At 58.6% G+C, this 18,076-nt stretch carries 19 protein-coding genes; 9 read left to right on the forward strand and 10 right to left on the reverse strand.

Features of this window, described 5'->3' with window-relative positions; genetic code table 11:
• Nucleotides 1-392: 392 nt before the first annotated feature.
• From rsmD to sugE, 4 genes are all read left to right on the forward strand, one after another.
• Nucleotides 393-989, forward strand: coding sequence for a 16S rRNA (guanine(966)-N(2))-methyltransferase RsmD (gene rsmD / locus Mag101_RS17100; protein WP_077407726.1), 597 nt, complete (start codon nucleotides 393-395; stop codon nucleotides 987-989).
• Nucleotides 990-1,123: 134 nt separating this feature from the next.
• Nucleotides 1,124-1,603 carry a pantetheine-phosphate adenylyltransferase gene (coaD, locus tag Mag101_RS17105; protein ID WP_077407728.1) on the forward strand — a complete coding sequence of 160 codons (480 nt, stop codon included), beginning with the start codon at nucleotides 1,124-1,126 and terminating at the stop codon, nucleotides 1,601-1,603.
• 73 nt (nucleotides 1,604-1,676) lie between these two features.
• Nucleotides 1,677-3,473, forward strand: coding sequence for a gamma-glutamyltransferase (gene ggt, locus Mag101_RS17110; RefSeq protein ID WP_077407730.1), 1,797 nt, complete (start codon nucleotides 1,677-1,679; stop codon nucleotides 3,471-3,473).
• Nucleotides 3,474-3,533: 60 nt separating this feature from the next.
• The gene (gene sugE / locus Mag101_RS17115) at nucleotides 3,534-3,860 is read left to right on the forward strand and encodes a quaternary ammonium compound efflux SMR transporter SugE (protein ID WP_077407731.1); all 327 of its coding nucleotides are present in this window, start codon (nucleotides 3,534-3,536) and stop codon (nucleotides 3,858-3,860) included.
• A 1-nt stretch (nucleotide 3,861) separates the two neighbouring features.
• Here sugE and Mag101_RS17120 read toward each other — a convergent pair whose 3' ends face one another.
• The 6 genes from Mag101_RS17120 to radC form a co-directional block, all read right to left on the reverse strand.
• On the reverse strand, nucleotides 3,862-4,434 hold the full coding sequence (locus tag Mag101_RS17120; RefSeq protein WP_232325072.1) for a disulfide bond formation protein B: 573 nt from the start codon (nucleotides 4,432-4,434) through the stop codon (nucleotides 3,862-3,864).
• Nucleotides 4,435-4,513: 79 nt separating this feature from the next.
• Nucleotides 4,514-4,672 carry a DUF5993 family protein gene (locus tag Mag101_RS18045; RefSeq protein ID WP_198040028.1) on the reverse strand — a complete coding sequence of 53 codons (159 nt, stop codon included), beginning with the start codon at nucleotides 4,670-4,672 and terminating at the stop codon, nucleotides 4,514-4,516.
• A 61-nt stretch (nucleotides 4,673-4,733) separates the two neighbouring features.
• Entirely contained in the window at nucleotides 4,734-5,549 is an 816-nt protein-coding gene (gene mutM / locus Mag101_RS17125) for a bifunctional DNA-formamidopyrimidine glycosylase/DNA-(apurinic or apyrimidinic site) lyase (protein ID WP_077407733.1), read from the reverse strand.
• Nucleotides 5,550-5,783: 234 nt separating this feature from the next.
• Entirely contained in the window at nucleotides 5,784-5,939 is a 156-nt protein-coding gene (gene rpmG, locus Mag101_RS17130) for a 50S ribosomal protein L33 (protein ID WP_010132079.1), read from the reverse strand.
• A 32-nt stretch (nucleotides 5,940-5,971) separates the two neighbouring features.
• A complete protein-coding gene (gene rpmB / locus Mag101_RS17135; protein ID WP_010132080.1) occupies nucleotides 5,972-6,208 on the reverse strand; it encodes a 50S ribosomal protein L28 in 237 nt (78 codons plus the stop codon).
• A 388-nt stretch (nucleotides 6,209-6,596) separates the two neighbouring features.
• The gene (radC, locus tag Mag101_RS17140; RefSeq protein WP_077407735.1) at nucleotides 6,597-7,271 is read right to left on the reverse strand and encodes a RadC family protein; all 675 of its coding nucleotides are present in this window, start codon (nucleotides 7,269-7,271) and stop codon (nucleotides 6,597-6,599) included.
• A gap of 142 nt (nucleotides 7,272-7,413) precedes the next feature.
• Here radC and coaBC point away from each other — a divergent pair, with 142 nt between their 5' ends.
• The 4 genes from coaBC to slmA all read left to right on the forward strand — a co-directional run bounded on the left by coaBC (nucleotide 7,414) and on the right by slmA (nucleotide 12,943).
• Nucleotides 7,414-8,640: a bifunctional phosphopantothenoylcysteine decarboxylase/phosphopantothenate--cysteine ligase CoaBC gene (gene coaBC / locus Mag101_RS17145; protein WP_077408430.1), complete on the forward strand. Its 1,227-nt coding sequence runs from the start codon at nucleotides 7,414-7,416 to the stop codon at nucleotides 8,638-8,640.
• 135 nt (nucleotides 8,641-8,775) lie between these two features.
• The gene (locus tag Mag101_RS18195) at nucleotides 8,776-11,118 is read left to right on the forward strand and encodes a phosphomannomutase/phosphoglucomutase (RefSeq protein ID WP_077407737.1); all 2,343 of its coding nucleotides are present in this window, start codon (nucleotides 8,776-8,778) and stop codon (nucleotides 11,116-11,118) included.
• 38 nt (nucleotides 11,119-11,156) lie between these two features.
• A complete protein-coding gene (argB, locus tag Mag101_RS17155; RefSeq protein ID WP_077407739.1) occupies nucleotides 11,157-12,080 on the forward strand; it encodes an acetylglutamate kinase in 924 nt (307 codons plus the stop codon).
• Nucleotides 12,081-12,331: 251 nt separating this feature from the next.
• Entirely contained in the window at nucleotides 12,332-12,943 is a 612-nt protein-coding gene (slmA, locus tag Mag101_RS17160) for a nucleoid occlusion factor SlmA (protein ID WP_077407741.1), read from the forward strand.
• A gap of 35 nt (nucleotides 12,944-12,978) precedes the next feature.
• On the opposite strand, the gene Mag101_RS17165 is transcribed toward slmA, so the two are convergent.
• Entirely contained in the window at nucleotides 12,979-13,575 is a 597-nt protein-coding gene (locus tag Mag101_RS17165; RefSeq protein WP_077407743.1) for a hypothetical protein, read from the reverse strand.
• 136 nt (nucleotides 13,576-13,711) lie between these two features.
• Nucleotides 13,712-14,368 (reverse strand): orotate phosphoribosyltransferase, encoded by a 657-nt coding sequence (gene pyrE / locus Mag101_RS17170; protein WP_010132088.1) that lies wholly within the window; start codon nucleotides 14,366-14,368, stop codon nucleotides 13,712-13,714.
• A gap of 123 nt (nucleotides 14,369-14,491) precedes the next feature.
• Here pyrE and Mag101_RS17175 point away from each other — a divergent pair, with 123 nt between their 5' ends.
• Nucleotides 14,492-15,259 (forward strand): exodeoxyribonuclease III, encoded by a 768-nt coding sequence (locus Mag101_RS17175; protein ID WP_077407745.1) that lies wholly within the window; start codon nucleotides 14,492-14,494, stop codon nucleotides 15,257-15,259.
• Nucleotides 15,260-15,374: 115 nt separating this feature from the next.
• Here the strand turns inward: Mag101_RS17175 and Mag101_RS17180 are convergent, their stop codons facing one another.
• Entirely contained in the window at nucleotides 15,375-17,129 is a 1,755-nt protein-coding gene (locus tag Mag101_RS17180; RefSeq protein ID WP_077407747.1) for a tetratricopeptide repeat protein, read from the reverse strand.
• Nucleotides 17,130-17,254: 125 nt separating this feature from the next.
• Nucleotides 17,255-17,977, reverse strand: coding sequence for a ribonuclease PH (gene rph / locus Mag101_RS17185; RefSeq protein ID WP_077407749.1), 723 nt, complete (start codon nucleotides 17,975-17,977; stop codon nucleotides 17,255-17,257).
• Nucleotides 17,978-18,076: the final 99 nt, after the last annotated feature.

The raw sequence follows: 18,076 nt of genomic DNA on the forward strand, positions 1-18,076 counted from the left end.
CCACCTCGGCGGCCGGGTCGAAACCCGCTTCCGGTGCTTCTTCCGTCGAAAGCTGCTCCTCTTCGGAGGAAGGAGCGGGCGCCTGCAGATTCTCCGGGATTACGAATTCAGCCTCGCCGGCCGCTTCTTCGGCCACGTCTTCAGCGACCTTTTCAGCAAGGGGGTGCTGGGACTCCGCGGGGGCTGCCGTATCATCGGCGGCCTGGTCCTCGGACTTCTTTTTGCGCAGAAAATCAAAAATCATCGGGTGCGAATTCTTCGAAGGAGATAGATGAAGGTCACTGCCACTGGCAGCCGGTCTCGGAAAGGCGCTAATCTTAGCACCGCTGACTGTTTAGCACACAGTGCGGCCCTGTCTAATTTACTGCTGTAGCAACTTCCCCGGACAACCGATGCCCAGAAACCGCCGCCCACGGCCGAGTAAACCGTCTTCCGCCACGCAGGCCCCGAGCCAGCTACGTATCATCGGCGGCCGCTGGCGCGGGCGCAAAGTCGCTTTTGCGCCGATCGAAGGGCTGCGCCCAACCGGAGACCGCCTGCGCGAGACCCTGTTCAACTGGCTGCAGTTCCACCTGCCCGCTGCACGCTGCCTGGACCTGTTTGCCGGCTCCGGCGCACTGGGACTCGAAGCGCTGAGCCGCGGCGCAGCGCATGTAGACTTTGTGGAACTGGACGGCGGCGCCGCGCGTACCCTGCGCGAGCAGCTGAAGCTGCTGCAAGCCGATGAGGGCGAGGTGCACAACTGCGCCGCGGAGGTGTTCACCAGCCAGGGCGGCCCGGCCTACGACGTCGTATTTGTCGACCCACCTTTCGCCAGGGACCTGTGGGCAGCGACCCTGAATGCGCTCGTGCAGAGCCAACGACTCGGCGATGGCACTCTGGTGTATGTGGAGTCCCCGCGAGACACGGTGATTGCGGCACCGGAGGGCTGGCAGCTGGAAAAAGAAAAGCGCGCCGGGCAGGTATCTATGCGTCTGTATAGGGTGTGAACGCTGCGCGTAAATTCGAGGCGTGAATTCCCACTATTCATGTAGTTGCTGGCGAATTTACCGCGACATTTTGAGAGCCGCGTCTAAATTGTTTAAGATGCGCGTCCCTTCTGGCCGGCAAGGCAAATTGGCTTATGAAAAAAGTGGTTTACCCGGGTACTTTTGACCCCATCACCAATGGTCACATGGACCTCGTTGAGCGGGCCTGCCGCCTGTTCGATCATGTTGTGGTCGCTGTTGCCGCCAGCACCCGCAAAAACCCCCTGTTCACCATGGAAGAGCGCGTGGAGCTGGCCCAACAGGAGCTGGCCCACCTGGACAACATCGAAGTGATTGGCTTCGACATCCTGCTCGCCGACCTGGTGCGCCAGCTGGACGCCCACGGTGTGGTGCGGGGCCTGCGCGCGGTCTCCGACTTTGAATACGAGTTTCAGCTGGCCAATATGAACCGTCAGCTGGCGCCACAAATGGAGAGCCTGTTCCTCACACCGGCGGAACACCTGTCTTACATCTCCTCTTCCCTGGTACGCGAAATCGCCTCCCTCGGCGGTGACGTCACCAAGTTCGTACCGCCTGGCGTGCAAAAGGCACTGCAAGAGAAATACAACCGCTAAGCGGCATCCGCCAACGCAAGCTGGCCTACCAGTCTGATACACTCGGGCGATCCACATACTTTCGGGTCGCCCAGTGAATCGTTTTTTCTCACGCTCCAACGTCCTATCCAAGCCTCGGCTGCTGGCTACCAGCGCCGCGCTGTCTTTGCATCTCCTTGCACTACCAGCGAGCGCCCAACAGGCAACGCAACCGCAAGTACAGCCAGAAGCACAGCCAGAAATCGCCACCGGGCGCACCGAGATCAAGTCCGCCATCGCCAGCGAGTTTATGGCAGTCACCGCCAACCCCCACGCCTCCGCAGCGGCGGAGCAGATCCTGGCCAAGGGCGGCACCGCAGTGGACGCGGCCATCACCGCGCAACTGGTGCTCGGACTGGTGGAACCCCAGTCCTCCGGTATTGGCGGCGGCGCCTTCATGCTGAGCTTCCGCGCCGACGACAATAAACTCAACGGCTACGACGGCCGCGAAACGGCGCCGAAGGCAGTGGATGAAAACTATTTCATGCACGAAGGCAAACCCATGAGCTTTATCAAGGCTGTGATCGGCGGCTATTCCGTGGGCGTCCCCGGTGTCATGGGCATGATGGAGCTGGCCCACAAGCGCGACGGCAAACTGCCTTGGGCCGAGTTGTTCCAACCGGCGATTACACTGGCGGAAAATGGCTTCGCGATTTCCCCGCGCCTGTACAAGCTGGCGGACAGGCTGCCAATGGTGGCCGCGCGCCCGGCCATCACGGCCTACCTGTTTGGTGACGACGGCAAGCCGCTGCCCGTCGGGCATATCCTGAAAAACCCGGAGTATGCGGCAACCCTGAAACTGCTCGCCCAAAAAGGCACCAAGCCGTTTTATGAGGGCGAAATTGCCCAGGCCATCGTGGATGCCGTGCGCAATGACCCGGAAAACCCCGGCGTGATGACCATGGCAGACATGGCCAGCTACTCTGCCAAGATCCGCAAACCGGTATGCGCGGATTATTTCGAATTCGAAGTGTGCGGTGCCTCGGCCCCGTCCTCCGGTGGCACCACCGTGGGCGCGATCCTCGGCATGCTGCAACACACACCGGTGCAGCAATTTGACGTGGGCAGCGCCGAGCTTACCCACCTGTTTATCGAAGCGTCGGAGCTGGCTTTTGCGGACCGCAATACCTACGCCGCCGACAGCGACTTTGTCGAAGTGCCCACCGCAGCATTGGTCGCGCCCGAGTATCTGGCCGCGCGCGCGAAATTAATCGACGTGGAAAAAGCACAGCCGGCAAAAGCGGGCGACCCCAAAGCCTTTACAGGCAAACGTGTAGAAGCCAAATCTCCCGAACAGCCCAACACCAGCCATCTGTCCATCGTCGACCAGTACGGCAACGCGGTGAGCATGACCAGCAGTATCGAAACCGGGTTTGGCTCGCGACTGATGGTGAAAGGGTTTTTGCTGAATAACCAGCTCACCGATTTCTCCTTCGTACCACACAACGCCAACAAGGACCTGGTTGCCAACCGCATCCAGGCCGGCAAGCGCCCGCGCTCGTCCATGTCGCCGACCATGGTGTTTAACCAAGACGATAGTCTGCGCCTGATTATTGGCTCACCCGGTGGCTCGCGAATTATCGATTACACCGCGCGCTCCATCCTCTACCACCTGACAAAGGGTATGCCCATTGCCGAGGCCATCGCCGCGGGCAACATCGGCGCTATCGGTTATCGGGTGGAAGTTGAGCCGGATACACTCAGCGATGAGGAATTGAAAAAGCTCGAGGCAAAAGGTCACAAGGTGGTGCGCCGGGACTTGAATAGCGGCATCCACGGTATTGCCCTCAAGCAAGGCAAACTCCATGGCGGCGCCGACACCCGCCGCGAAGGCAGCGCGGTCGGGCGCTGATCGCCAGCCACCTCACAGGCCGAACACTCCACAGGCAGAACACTTCACAAGGAAGTAACGATGACAAATCCGTGGTTCTTTTTGGTGATTGCGGGCCTGCTGGAAGTGGGTTGGGCCATCGGCCTCAAATACACCCAGGGCTTCAGCAAACCCATGCCCAGTGTGCTCACCGTGATTGCGATGATCGCGAGCTTTTATTTTCTTTCGCAGGCATTGAAGACCATTCCGGTGGGCACCGGCTACGCCGTGTGGACCGGCATTGGCGCGGTGGGTACCGCCATCCTTGGCATCATTCTGTTTGCCGAATCCACCGCCCTGCCGCGCCTGCTGTGTATCGGCCTGATCGTCGCGGGCATCGCCGGACTCAAACTGTTTTCACCCGGCTGAGTTATTTACCCGGGATCCACAGATAATCCGTCGGGTCGTCGGGGCAGGGGCCCAGGCCACATTCCAGCAGGGTGGCGACGAACATAACCAGCAAGATCACCAGAAAACTGTACACCCCGAGGTTACCCAACCAGCCGGGGCTGCGCGGAATATCCGCCGCGTCCTTCTGTTTCATCCCATCCAGCATTAACAAAACGCCGAGATACAGGGCCAGCAAAAAGAACGCGATCAGCGCCCAGGTGTAAAAATGCAATCCCAAAAACGGCATGCCATAGCCGGAGTCGCCAGGGGCAATGTGCAACAGCACCTGCCGCGCGGAAGACACCATGCCGGCAAGGGCAGACAGTATCGCAATGCCGTAATGTGCCGGGCGGCTGCCAAAGCACACATTCAGCATCAAACCGATCCCCACCATCGTAAACGCCACCCGCTGTAGCAGACACAGGGGGCAGGGCAGGTCGTGGTAGACGATTTGCCAGAGAAAGGCGAACCAGAGAACGCCACTCACCCCCACCAGAGCGAGGGCATTGAGACAGTCGGTCCAGCGGCGCAGGCCGAAAAGATGGTGAATCACAGCACAACTCTCCTAAACGAGCCTAACAGGGCCTAAACAGGTTTCGCCCAAAAAGGGCAAAAAAGGAGCAAAACGAGACTCAAAGGGAAATCTTCAGGGGGGTGGTCATATGGTAGAAACACCAGGCGACATAGATGGCGACGGTAATGGCCCACCAGCCCATCGCGGTAGCCCGATGCCCGCGCCAGGTGAACCAGGCGGAGATCAGCGCCGTGAGAAAGGGCAACACAATGATCATGATTTCAAACCCGATTGGAACATCGGACTCAAATTTAGGGTCAGCGCAAACGAATTCCCAATCAGCGCTGACAGCGGGGGCAGAAGAAGGTGTTGCGCTGGCCGATAACCTGCTCGCGAATGGTGCCGGGGCAGCGGCGACAGGGCTCGCCGGTGCGACCGTAAACATTGAGCTTCTGGGCAAAATAGCCCGGCTTACCGTCACCGCCGACAAAGTCTCTGAGTGTGGTACCGCCCTGCTGAATGGCGAAGGCCAGCACCTCCTTGATCGCTTCCACTAACCGTTCGTAGCGGGCACGGGAAATCTTTCCGGCGGGGGTTTGCGGGCGGATGCCGGCCATGAACAGGGCTTCGGAGGCGTAGATGTTGCCCACGCCAACGACGATGCGGCCGTCCATGATGAACGACTTTACCGGGGCCTTGCGACCGCGAGACGCAGTGAACAGGTAGTCTGCATGGAAGTCATCGCTGAGGGGCTCAGGCCCCAGGTGGGCGATCAGCTCGTGATCGGCAATGTCTTCGGTAGTCCACAGCAGAGCGCCGAAACGGCGCGGGTCGTGGAAGCGCAGCCGCTGGCCACTGTCGAGCAGCCAGTCGATATGGTCGTGCTTTTGCGGCGGCTCACTGCCTTCAACAATACGCAGGCTGCCGGACATACCCAGATGCCAGATGGCCAGCCCCTTGTCTGTCTCCACCAGCAGGTACTTTGCGCGGCGATCCAGTCGCTGGATACGGGCACCGCGGATCTTCTCGGCAAAGTCGGCATCCACCGGCCAACGCAGGCTGTGCTGGCGAATTTCGCACTGCTTTACCTTGCGCCCCTCCAGATGTGGCGCCAATCCGCGTTTGGTGGTTTCTACTTCTGGGAGTTCTGGCATCTTCGGGTTTCCTGGGCAACCACTAGCTAGCTGGGTGGCAGCTCCGCTAGTGATGGCCCTTTGCCAGACACGCCGTAAACCCATCCCTGGGGGCTCGTCTGCGGCCGCCCTGGCCGCAGACGGTCTGGCAAAGGGCCATCACTACCGAAGCTTTCGCATCAGAGTTTATTTGTTTCTTGCGGGCACAAAAAAGCCCGGAGAACCGGGCTTTTTCGCGAACAGTCAGGCAATCAATTACTTGATTTTGCCTTCCTTGTACATCACATGCTTACGAGCAACGGGATCGTATTTTTTGATCTCCATTTTCTCAGGCATGGTGCGCTTGTTCTTGTCAGTGGTGTAGAAGTGGCCGGTGCCGGCGCTGGAATTCAGGCGAATCTTGTCACGCATTGTTCTATCTCCAATCTGCTATTAAGCAGCTATTAAACTTTCTCGCCGCGCTTGCGCAGCTCTGCCAGTACAGTATCGATACCTTTCTTATCGATAATGCGCATACCTTTAGTAGAAACACGCAGTTTCACGAAGCGCTTCTCTGCTTCCACCCAGAAACGGTGGGACTGCAGGTTCGGCACGAAGCGACGCTTGGTGCGGTTTTTGGCGTGAGAAACGTTGTTTCCGGTTACCGGGCGCTTACCGGTTACCTGACATACCTTGGACATCTGATTGGCCTCTTAAAAACTCTCGTGCCCTCAGCGTAAGGCGGGGCAAGTGCAAAATTCGGTATCCAGCGGACCGCGGGATCTGTACAGAATCTGGCCCGGCCGCAAAGAGCGGCGTTTTATACCAGAACCCCCTAGGTGGGGCAAGTTTTAACCAACTTTTTTGCTGTCTGGGCGGCCACTTTGGGTCAATGGCGCAGATAAAGACTAACTGTTCAATCTGAAGGGGTATCCCGAAGTACCCATGCCGGCGAGAAGGACAGATGTCGGGTGCGTTTTTTCAGGATCGTCGCAAACAGGATGTTTGCGCCGAAGCGCCCAGGGATGGGTTCACAGCGGTCCTGAAAAGACGCGCCCGGCATCTGGCCGCTACCGGGCTCCGAAAGGCTCAGAGTAGCCCTCGCTCAGCAAATGAGCAGCCCGCTCCCTCACCAACAATCAGGTGATCCAACACCCGGACATCCACCAATGCCAGCGCTTCTTTAAGCCGCCCGGTAATGTGGATATCTGCCTGACTGGGCTCACTGACTCCGGATGGGTGGTTGTGGGCAAGGATTACCGCTGCAGCGCCCCTGGCAAGCGCTGCCTGCACCACCTCACGGGGGTAGACACTGGCGGCGTTCAGGGTGCCCTCAAACAGCTCATCAAAGGCAATCACCCGATGTTGGCTATCCAGAAACAAGCAGCAGAACACCTCGCGGGTGCGATGGCGCAACTGTGCGGATAAATAGTCACGTACGGCTTGTGGACTGGTAAGCGCATCGGTGCGCCGCAGATCTTCCGCCAGATGGCGCCGGCCCATCTCCAGTACCGCCTGCAACTGCACAAACTTGGCATCGCCCAGGCCCTTGCCCGCACAGAAAGCCTTGCGCTCCGCCTCCAGTAACGGCCGCAGCCCACCAAAGTCGCTCAGCAACTGTCGCGCCAGATCCACTGCCGATACACCCGGCAAGCCGGTGCGCAGAAAAATCGCCAAAAGCTCCGCGTCAGACAGCGCCGCCGCGCCCTTGGCCAGCAACTTTTCCCGCGGCCGCTCCTCCGCCGGCCAGTCGGTAATCGCCATTTCCCCTCCCTGGGTAATCGCCCAAAACAAAAAGTAAATGCTCGCTTCCCCTGCGAGCCCGCAATAGCAACCTCATGACCATATGGTCCACGGCGCTAAAATGGTAATCTTACGTGTTCCCAGCGTTTCGGAAACCCAGAATATGCCCTCACTGGCCGACAAACGGATACTGCTTGGTGTCTCCGGCGGTATCGCCGCCTACAAAAGCGCCGACCTGGTACGCAGGCTCCAGGACCGTGGCGCCACCGTGCGCGTGGTCATGACTGCCGGCGCCCAGGAGTTTGTGCGCCCGCTGACGTTTCAGGCCCTGTCCGGCAATCCGGTGCACACCCACCTGCTGGACCCGGCTGCCGAAGCGGCCATGGGGCATATCGAGCTGGCCAAGTGGGCCGACGCCATCTTGATTGCGCCGGCCAGCGCCAGCGTTATGGCACGGCTCGCTGCTGGTATGGCCGACGACCTGCTAACCACCCTGTGTCTGGCAACCGAAGCACCCGTGGTACTGGCACCAGCCATGAACCAAGCCATGTGGCGGCACCCCGCCACCCTGGCCAACGCCGAAACCCTGCAAAGCCGCGGTGTCACCTTGTTGGGCCCGGATGCCGGCAGCCAGGCCTGTGGTGATGTGGGCCCGGGACGCATGCTGGAGCCACTGGATATTATCGACGGCTTAGTGAATTTCCTCGTGCCCGAGCAAGTGCTCGCCGGCAAGAAGGTCACCATTACCGCCGGCCCCACGCGCGAAGCGCTGGACCCGGTGCGCTACCTGAGCAATCACAGCTCCGGAAAAATGGGTTTCGCGATTGCCGCGGCTGCAGCGCGCGCCGGTGCCGAAGTCACCCTGATCGCCGGCCCGGTACGGCTAGACACGCCCGCCGGGGTTACCCGCGTGGATGTGGTAAGCACCGACGATATGCTCGCTGCTGCCGAGCAGGCGGCGGATGACAGCGACCTGTTTATTGCCGCCGCTGCGGTAGTGGATTTCCGCCCGGCGATTGTGGCGGAACAAAAGATCAAGAAAGAAGACGGCAATGACAGCGACGTACTGAGTCTGGTGAAAAACCCGGATATCGTCGCCACCATTGCCGCACGCAAGAACAAGCGTCCATTTGTGGTGGGCTTTGCAGCAGAAACCGAGAAGGTCATCGAGCACGCCAAGGGCAAGCTTGCGCGCAAGAACCTCGACATGATTGTGGCAAACGACGTGAGCGATCCTGCAGGCGGATTCAATAGCGACCGCAATCAGGTGGTGATTATCGACAATGCTGGTGAAACAGCTTTGCCCGCGGCACTAAAAACCGAATTGGCAGCGGAGCTGATAAAGCGCATTGCCGAGCGCGCCTTTGCGGGCACGCATCCGGGCGCGTAAACAGAATTACACAAAATAATAACTACACAACAACACATGGCCGCACCTCATAGTTAGTAGGCGTGGCCCAACAAGATTCAGAAGAACTGAACCGGTCTGGGGGCTGGTCTGGAAAGACTAGGAGACTGAAAAGTCGTGGCTGTAAAAGCACAAACACAAAATAAGCCTCTGTGGCACAGCGGGCTGACATTACCTGCATTGCTCGCCGCAGCCGTTTGGCTCGGCGGCGCGCACCTGCTGAACACCAACGTACTGCAGGCACACAACCAGGCAAGCGTACGCGAAGCATCGCAACTAAAAGCCACAGGCTATGCGGAACAGCTACAGGGGTTCTTTGCCCAGCGACAGCAACAGTTGGCCAAGCTGAATCCGCAGCAAAAGTCTTCTACGCGTATCGGTACCAACGCGATTCCGCAGGGCGCGGTGCAATACTTCACCACTGCAGAGCTATACGCGGGTGCCGGTAATCCACCGCTCAATTTTGCCCAGGTAGACCTGCTAAAGCGCAGTCAGCAAGATGGCCAGCAAAATCCCGAATTCCTGCGCGGCAGCGACAATCAGTGGCAGCTGTATAGCGCGCGAGCAGAACAAGACGGGGCGCTGTTGATTGCCCAACCGTTTGGGGTATTCGAGCGTGCGCTGTCGGAATTGGACGCCTCGCCGGGCAACGTCCGCGTCGCGCAACAGTTTCCCGATGGACCCGCGAGCCCGCTGTGGAATTCTCCTACCCAGGGAAGCGGTGGGGACTCGGTATCGGCACCGGTTGCCGGCAGCTATCTGAAAGTCTCGTTCACCCCCTCGCCCAGCTTCGCCGCCGCACACAGCATTTCTCCGATATGGCTGTTTGCCCTGGCCTTAATAGGTCTTGGGGCAACGCTGTTTGGCTTATGGAAAATGCTGCCCGCCGATGGCGGTGCCGCACCCTGGGAGCAGGCCGGACGCAATAAGAAAAAGGGCGCTTCCCAGAAAGGCCTGCGCAAAGAAGACCTCGACGCACCCAAACCGGCAAAAGAAAGTACCAACACTGCGGTGGCCTCCGCACCGGCGCCCAGCGCACCCACCGTGGAGGAAGCCTCTACCCACGACCTGATGCGCACACCGAGCACCGAGATTCCGGCTCACGTATTCCGCGCCTACGATATCCGCGGTATTGCGGGCGAGGAAATTAACGAGCCATTTGCCTACCAGCTGGGCCGCGCGCTGGGCACCATTGCCCTGCAAGCTGGACAAAAACTCTTACTGGTGGGCCGCGACGGCCGCAACAGCAGCGAGTTGCTGAGAGACTGCCTGATCGAAGGTATTCTCGAAAGCGGCTGTAACGCGGTGGACCTGGGGCTGGTGCCTTCTCCGGTGCTGTATTTCGCCTGCGCCAAGGGCAAAAATGCCAACAGCGGCGTGATGGTAACGGCGAGCCACAACCCCGCAGAATTTAACGGCTTCAAAATCGTAATGAACGGGCGCCCGCTGGCGGACGACAAGCTGCAGGACCTGCGCGTATTGATGGTCTCCGGCCAGTTCGCCTCCGGCGAGGCCAGCAACAGCCAGCAGGATGTACGCGACACCTACATCGATGAAATCTTTAATGACGTCGCACTCGCCGGCCAGCCGCATGTCGTAATTGATGCGGGTAATGGTGCCACCTCCGAGCTGGCGCCCGAGCTGTTCGAACAGCTGGGCTGCGCGGTGGATACCCTCTATTGCGAAGTGGATGGCAACTTCCCCAACCACGCACCGGACCCATCGCGCCCGGAGAATCTGCAGGACCTGATTACCACAGTCAAAGGCGAGAGCGCCGATCTGGGTATCGCTCTCGACGGCGACGGCGACCGTGTCACCCTGGTGACTTCAAGCGGCCGTATCGTGTGGGCGGACCAGCTGGTGATGTTGCTGGCGAGGGATATTCTGGCGCGTAACCCGGGCTCGGATATCGTGTTCGACGTGAAGAGTTCACGCGCACTGGCGGACCTGGTCACCCAGTATGGCGGCCGCCCGGTGATGTGGAAAACCGGCCACGCGCCGATGAAAACCAAAATTCTCGAGACCGGTGCACTGCTCGGTGGCGAGCTATCCGGGCATATCTTTATCAAAGACCGCTGGTACGGTTTCGACGACGGTATTTACGCTGCCGCGCGTATTCTCGAGATTATGGCCCTGCGCGAGCAGACCCTCGACGAGCTGCTCGACTCGCTGCCGCAGATGGTCAACACCCCGGAAATTTTGCTGCCGGTGGCAGAGGCCGATAAGTTCGCGCTGATCGAGCGACTGCGCAACGAGGGAACCTTTGGTGAGGCGGACCTCAACACCATTGACGGCCTGCGCATTGAGTTTGCCGATGGCTGGGGACTGGTGCGCGCCTCCAATACTACCGCGGCACTGACCCTGCGCTTCGAAGCCGACGATGAAGCCGCCCTCGCGCGTATTCGCGCGCAGGTAGCACAGCAACTTCAAAAAATTGATCCCGCCCTGGTACTGCCTTAAGTACCAGCGGGTTGTCCCAAAGCAGTAAGGAAAACGCTATGTCTCTGGATCAGAAATCTGCCCTGCGCGTCGCTCAGGTTCTCAATGAGGCGCTGCCCTATATTCAGCACTTTATTGGCAAGACCGTGGTGGTCAAATTTGGCGGCAACGCCATGGTGGATGAAAAGCTGCAAAACAGCTTCGCCCGCGATGTGATCCTGATGAAACTGGTGGGCATGAACCCGGTGGTGGTGCACGGCGGCGGCCCGCAAATTGGCGACCTGCTCAACAAGCTCAGTATCGAATCCCGCTTCGTCGACGGCATGCGCGTGACCGACAGTGAAACCATGGACGTGGTGGAAATGGTGCTCGGCGGCACGGTGAACAAGCAGATCGTTAATCTGATCAATAAAAATGGCGGCCGCGCGGTGGGGGTTACCGGTAAAGACGGTTTGCTGATCCGCGCGAAGAAGCTAACCCGTGATAACGGGACCAAGGAAGACGCTGCCGGCCTGCACGCGTCGGAAATCATCGACATCGGCCACGTCGGCGAAGTGGAAAGCGTCGACACCGATGTGATCGACATGCTGATCAACAGCGACTTTATCCCGGTGATTGCGCCAATTGGCGTGGGCAAGGATGGCGAGTCCTACAACATCAACGCAGACCTGGTCGCAGGCAAGATTGCCGAGTACCTGAAAGCAGAAAAGCTGATGCTGCTCACCAATGTGGCCGGGCTGCAGGACAAGCAAGGCGAGGTACTTACCGGTCTTTCCACTCTGGAAGTGGACGGGTTGATTGCCGACGGCACCATCTACGGCGGCATGCTGCCGAAAATCGCCTGTGCTTTGGACGCGGTAAAAGCGGGCGTAACCTCGGCGCACATTATCGATGGGCGCGTACCCCATGCGGTGTTGCTGGAAATCTTTACCGACACCGGTGTGGGCACCCTGATCACCAACGCCAATTTAAGCGCCGAATAGAGCAAAAATCACACAAAACGCGACGTGACCCGGTTCACATAACAAGTGTTAACAGTCACTAACAATTGATGCCCCGGCGCCGAATCGTTACGATTCTGGCGCCGGCCTACTGGCTTTCAGCGAATAAAACTTTTATCAAAAAAGTCGCGGGCTTCTGACACCCCATCGCGCTGCCAAGCCAGGCGAACAGCACAATACCGGCACAACAACAAAATCAGATCCCGGCTGAATATTCCGGGCAAAGGCAGTTCATGAGCAGCGAAAAAATCAATCGACGCCAACAAATCCTGCAAGCGCTGGCACACATGCTGGAAGCCAGCCCCGGCGCCCGCATTACCACTGCGGCACTGGCCAAAGAGGTAGGATTCTCAGAGGCGGCGTTGTATCGCCACTTCCCCAGTAAATCCAAAATGTTCGAAGGCCTCATCGAATTTATCGAAGAGACCATTTTCAGCCGTATCAAAATCATCATGCAGGACGAGCCCAATGCGCTCGCCCGCTGCCAGAAAATTCTGCACCTGCTGCTGGCCTTCTGTGAGCGCAATCCGGGTATCACCCGCCTGCTGACCGGCGACGCCCTGACTGGAGAAACAGAGCGCCTGCACGGCCGCATTCTGCAGCTGTTCGATCGCTTGGAAACCCAGCTGAAGCAGATTTTGCGCGAGGCGGAATTGCGCGAGCAACTGCGCCCCGCCATTCCGCTGACCGCGGCAGCCAACCTGTTGCTGGCCAGCGCCGAGGGTCGCATCGTGCAATACGTGCGCAGTGGCTTCAAACGCAAACCGACCGAGCACTGGACAGAACAGTGGCCGGTATTGGTAGCAGGGTTTTTCCGAGAAAGTGCGCTGACCGCGCAGAGCTGAGGTTCTTACAGGGTAGGAAGTAGAAGGCAGCCGACTTACTTGTCGGCTATTTCTCGATAGCGACGGGTAGCCTGATCAAACTCACTGTTGATGGCTACCGCCTCTTTGTTACGCATCGACAGGCGCTCATTTACCACATCGACCTCTTTGCGCAGATTGCCGATACGCTCCATTTGCTCGGTAGAAACCGAGCCTCCATTGCGTTGAATACGTGCCGCTGCGGACTCTTCATTTTTGATTTGACGGCTAAGAGAGCTGATATTGGAACGCAGAATCGCGACGTCCTGCTGCACGATCGCAAGCTTTCGTTTGCGTGCAGATTCAATATCCGCAACGCTGTTATAACGCTTGAGCAACGCCAGGTCCGCCGCCATCTGCGCTTCACGACGCCGTTTTTCCACAAGCTCAGGGCCGGTCAGCTCGGGCTCGACAACCTCGAGAACACGTCCGGAGACGGTCAGCACTTCATAGCCTCCGGCTACGTAACGGGGAGGCACGACGTTATCCAGCACCTGGACGCCGTGTTCGTTGGTATAGCGGTACAGCTTCTTGCCATCCCACCCCGAGCTTGCAGCTCCGACATCCAATGTCAGAAGAGCACCGGCGAGCGCCAGCGCAGTTGCGATTTTCACGCCTGCCTCATTTTATCTTTGCAATCGTTCATTATTTGATCAGCGACGCATTTCCTTCTGCGCCACTGTTAACCCTAATTCTTTTACTGCCGGCTTGTCTTTAGCCCCATAGGGTTAAATACGTAATCTTTGCCGCCTAACCCTCAGCGGAAACGCCGTATTTCTGGCGGTAATCGATGATCCGCTGTAGCAGCTCGTCACCGGCAGCCTCAGACTTAAGATAGGTAATAATATCGTCGAGTTCTACAATGCCGATCACAGGAATGCTGTATTCCTGCTCAACTTGCTGAATTGCAGACTGGTCAGAATCATCACTGGCCTTTTCCTGACGGTTCAGGCCGATCACCACGCCGGCGGGTGCCGCGCCGTGATCATCGATAATCTGCATCACTTCGCGCACCGCGGTGCCCGCGGTAATCACATCATCGATGATCAAAACCTTGCCTTTAAGCGGCGCACCCACTAAGGTGCCGCCCTCGCCGTGGGCCTTGGCCTCTTTTCGGTTGTAACAGAAGGGTTTATCGATACCTTTCTGTGCCAGCGCCACCGCGGTTACCGCACCCAGCGGGATGCCCTTGTAGGCCGGCCCGAATATGACATCAAACTCCACACCAGAGGCAATAATCGCCTCCGCGTAGGCGTTGCCCAAAGCGGCAAGCGCTGCACCGCTGTGGAAACGGCCGGCATTAAAAAAGTAGGGACTCTGGCGACCGGATTTCAACGTGAAATCTCCGAAACAGAGCACATCGTGCTCTAGGGCCAGTTGTATAAAGTCTCGCTGGTACTGCTGCATGGCAATTTGATAACTATTGGCTAAGGTGAAGGAAGGTCCCCAAGGAACGGGGTACGGCAATCATAGAATGTTCAGACAAATAACGACTGCAATTTTACACAGTCCGCTGGTAAGGGGCTAATAATGCGAATAGTGAGTTTGTCCGTGGATGGAGTGCACCAGGCTGCACAACGCGGGCTATATGATTGGCTGGCAGATCAGGACGCGGACATCATCTGTCTGCAGGATCTACGCTCACTGGAGCCGGAACTGGATCATCCCATCTTTCATCCGGACGGTTACTACAGCTATTTCTTCGATTCCGGCACCCCCCATGAAAACGGGGTCGCAATCTACACCCGCGCACAGCCAAAAGCCCTGATATATGGCATGGGGTTCGCCAACGGCGTGGACATGTACGGGCGCTATTTGCAGGCAGATTTTGAACGCTTGAGCGTCGGCTCACTGCTGGCTCCGGTGGCCACCAACGAGGCCTCACTGGAAACAAAAGTACAGTTTTTTGACGACATGCAGGCACACCTGGCCAAAATCAGCCGGAAGCGCCGTGACTTTATTTTCTGCGGAAACTGGGGCATGGCACACCGCCGCGCAGACGTACAAAACTGGCAGGATCATCAGGATACCCCCGGGTTTATGCGTCACGAACAGCGCTGGCTAGATCAGCTGTTCAACGATATCGGCTATATCGATGCCTTCCGCCGCGTGGTGAAAGACGCGGACGAGTTCACCTGGTGGCCCAGTGGCGAAGCGGGCCAGGGTGACGGCTGGCGCACCGATATGCAGATCGTGTCGCAGACCTTGAAGAACAAGATCGAGTACGGCGCCATCAACAAGAACGTCAAATTCTCCAGTCACCTGCCGGTGATCATGGATTACGACCTGGAGGTCTGACGCTTCACGCAAGCTTCGCTTTCGATCAGGTACTTAACAGGCACGTAAAAAGGGCGCTGCGAACAGGATTCACAGTGCCCTTTTTTGTGTTCGCCGGTTATGTCCAGGGGTGCCGTCAGCGAATACGCGAGGCCTTTAACTTCACATCTGCATCCCGCCAGGCCTTGTTGAAGCGCGCCTCGATCAGTTCCGCCTGTTCGCCCTTGTCCTGCGCGCGCAGTGCCTGGGCCAATCCGAACAGCGCCCAACCGTTATTCGGGCGCCGATCCAGATCCTGCCAGTAAACGGTTTCCGCCTCCGCCGGACGACCGGCCTCTAGCAATACTGCGCCCAACGCCAGCCGCGGCGGATAGTGCCATTCGGCGGGCTCGGTATACACCAGGCCGTCCTCGAGAAGAATGGCCCGGCTCAGGTGATTGACCGCTCCCTCGTAATCCTTGCGCGCGGCCGCCAGTTCCCCGGCGAGCACCTCCGGGGCAATCGCGAGCACCTGTTTGGCGGTATTGGGCGAAAACATTGGGTATTCCAGCGCCGGATCGGCGGCGAGTTTCTGCACCTGCGCCAACTCCTCCTGTGCCTTGTCCAATTGGCCCTTTGCGATAAATGCGAGTCCACGCACATAGTGCCAGGCGAGGGTGAGGAATGGGTCCGCCGGCGGTTGCGACAACGTCAGTACCTGATCCCATTTGCCAAAGCGCGCCAGCGACCAGTAGGGCAGTACGCGGAAGCTCGCCAGCATCGGCATCGCTTCCAGGGTTTCATCGGAAATCTGCTCGGCGGTTTTATTCGCCGCGTCGATGGCCTTGCCGCTGCGCCCCAGCGCGGTATTAGCGAACCACAGGAAGTGAATATTGTGCGGGTAATAGGCCATCGGGTAGATGCCCTGGGCACGACACTGGGTAATGTAATCCTCATCCGCGGCGATCGCGCGCTCATTTGCTTTTACCGCATCCGCATAGCGCCCCACTCGTTGGTAAATGTGCGCCGGCATATGTACCAGGTGCCCGGCACCGGGGACCAGGTTTTGCAGCGTGTCCGCGGCCTTTTCCGCACGCTCCGGATTGTTGGTGGGTTCGATCAGGTGGATATACAGGTGCAGGGCGCCGGGATGCTCCGGATTTTTCTCCATCACCTGTTCCAGCAACTCGACGATTTTTTCCGTGCCCTCGTAGGGAGTCCCATCGCGCATCCAGTAATTCCATGGGCGCAGGTCCATCATCGACTCGGCATACAGGGTGGCGATATCCAGATCGTCCGGATACTGCTCGACGACCTTGCCCATAGCCGCCGCATACTTCTTATCCGCCGCGCTGCGGTCCGCGGCATCACCGGTATAGCGGGTAGTCAGCGCATCAATCAGTGCGCGCTCCCGCTTATCCACACCGCTGCTTAAAGACTTCGCTTTCAGGGCCAGCTCGCGCGCCTTGGGCTCTGCTTCCGGGTCCATAGGCGCATTAATGTTGGGCCCCAACACCAGTGCCTGGCCCCAGTAGGCCATGGCGCAGTCTGGATCCAAACGCGCCGCCTCGCGAAACGAGCGGCCGGCCTCCGCATGGTTAAATGCGTAGGCCAGGTTCAGGCCCTGATTGATGTACTGCTGCCCCTGCTCCGAGGCACAGCTTACCGGGAAGATATGTTTACCGAGGTTCTGTAGGCGCGGCGCAATGCTGCCGGTGGGCGAAGGTTTATCACCACCTTCGGGCTCGCGGTAGTGTTTGTGGTGGGTACGCGCTTCCTGTTTATCCACAGGTGCGCTGGTGGTGGCGCTGCTAGTGGAAGTCCCGGCTTCCTGGGCAAAGCTATGCGTAAAACTTTGCCCGGCAAGTAGCAGTAGAGCACAAAGGGCTGAAGCGAGGTGGGGTCTTTCCATGGGCTCTCTCACTGTTGTAACAGGATAGAGAGAAGCCTATGACAAACCGGGCATGGCTCCACCACAGGAAGTGGCAAAGCCTGCCGGATTTTGATTTACGCGCGCAAGGTCTGTGACGTACGCCGTTACGCGTCGGCCAATGCCTTTTTCTGCAGCTCGACCAGCTCTTTGATGCCCGCCTTGCCCAGCGCCAGCATCTCCGCAAACTGATGCTCGGTAAACGGGGCGCCCTCAGCGGTGCCCTGCACCTCGATCATGCCGCCGTCTTCCGCCATCACCATATTCATATCGGTATCGGCGTGGGAGTCCTCCGGGTAGTCCAGGTCCAGCACCGCCTGACCTTCATAAATACCCACAGAGATTGCCGCCACCATGTTTTTCAGCGGATCGGTGTCGATAATTTTTTCCCGCTGCATGTAGCGAATGGCATCCACCAGCGCCACACAGGCACCGGTAATCGACGCGGTACGCGTGCCGCCATCTGCCTGGATAACATCGCAGTCGAGGGTAATCTGGTGCTCGCCAAGGGCCTCCAGGTCCACCGCCGCGCGCAGGGAGCGACCTATAAGACGCTGAATTTCTACGGTGCGTCCGCCCTGTTTACCGCGCGCCGCTTCACGCCCCATGCGGGTACCGGTTGAGCGGGGCAGCATACCGTACTCCGCAGTAATCCAACCACTGCCTTGGCCGCGCAGAAAACGCGGCACTTCTGCCGCCACAGAGGCGTTACACAGCACCTTGGTGTCGCCGAACTCCACCAGCACCGAGCCCTCCGCGTGGCGGGTATAGTTGCGGGTGATGCGCACATCGCGCAGTTGTTCTGGTTTGCGGCCGCTTGGTCGCTGCATATCTCACCTCTTTAGAATCATCTTTAACTTGCAAGCCCGGCATTATAGCCGTCAAAGCACACAATCACCCTGTGCTATGATTTGCCGCTCATTTTCCAT

Source organism: Microbulbifer agarilyticus (genome assembly GCF_001999945.1).
GTDB lineage: Bacteria > Pseudomonadota > Gammaproteobacteria > Pseudomonadales > Cellvibrionaceae > Microbulbifer > Microbulbifer agarilyticus_A.

What these genes read in the sequence shown, in the direction of transcription:
- Mag101_RS17180 (WP_077407747.1), bottom strand. Translation starts at nt 17,129, where the DNA reads ATGGAAAGACCCCACCTCGCTTCAGCCCTTTGTGCTCTACTGCTACTT.
- Mag101_RS18045 (WP_198040028.1), bottom strand. Translation starts at nt 4,672, where the DNA reads ATGATCATTGTGTTGCCCTTTCTCACGGCGCTGATCTCCGCCTGGTTC.
- sugE (WP_077407731.1), top strand. Translation starts at nt 3,534, where the DNA reads ATGACAAATCCGTGGTTCTTTTTGGTGATTGCGGGCCTGCTGGAAGTG.
- slmA (WP_077407741.1), top strand. Translation starts at nt 12,332, where the DNA reads ATGAGCAGCGAAAAAATCAATCGACGCCAACAAATCCTGCAAGCGCTG.
- rsmD (WP_077407726.1), top strand. Translation starts at nt 393, where the DNA reads ATGCCCAGAAACCGCCGCCCACGGCCGAGTAAACCGTCTTCCGCCACG.
- coaD (WP_077407728.1), top strand. Translation starts at nt 1,124, where the DNA reads ATGAAAAAAGTGGTTTACCCGGGTACTTTTGACCCCATCACCAATGGT.
- rpmG (WP_010132079.1), bottom strand. Translation starts at nt 5,939, where the DNA reads ATGCGTGACAAGATTCGCCTGAATTCCAGCGCCGGCACCGGCCACTTC.
- mutM (WP_077407733.1), bottom strand. Translation starts at nt 5,549, where the DNA reads ATGCCAGAACTCCCAGAAGTAGAAACCACCAAACGCGGATTGGCGCCA.
- radC (WP_077407735.1), bottom strand. Translation starts at nt 7,271, where the DNA reads ATGGCGATTACCGACTGGCCGGCGGAGGAGCGGCCGCGGGAAAAGTTG.
- argB (WP_077407739.1), top strand. Translation starts at nt 11,157, where the DNA reads ATGTCTCTGGATCAGAAATCTGCCCTGCGCGTCGCTCAGGTTCTCAAT.
- rpmB (WP_010132080.1), bottom strand. Translation starts at nt 6,208, where the DNA reads ATGTCCAAGGTATGTCAGGTAACCGGTAAGCGCCCGGTAACCGGAAAC.
- coaBC (WP_077408430.1), top strand. Translation starts at nt 7,414, where the DNA reads ATGCCCTCACTGGCCGACAAACGGATACTGCTTGGTGTCTCCGGCGGT.
- Mag101_RS17175 (WP_077407745.1), top strand. Translation starts at nt 14,492, where the DNA reads ATGCGAATAGTGAGTTTGTCCGTGGATGGAGTGCACCAGGCTGCACAA.
- rph (WP_077407749.1), bottom strand. Translation starts at nt 17,977, where the DNA reads ATGCAGCGACCAAGCGGCCGCAAACCAGAACAACTGCGCGATGTGCGC.
- pyrE (WP_010132088.1), bottom strand. Translation starts at nt 14,368, where the DNA reads ATGCAGCAGTACCAGCGAGACTTTATACAACTGGCCCTAGAGCACGAT.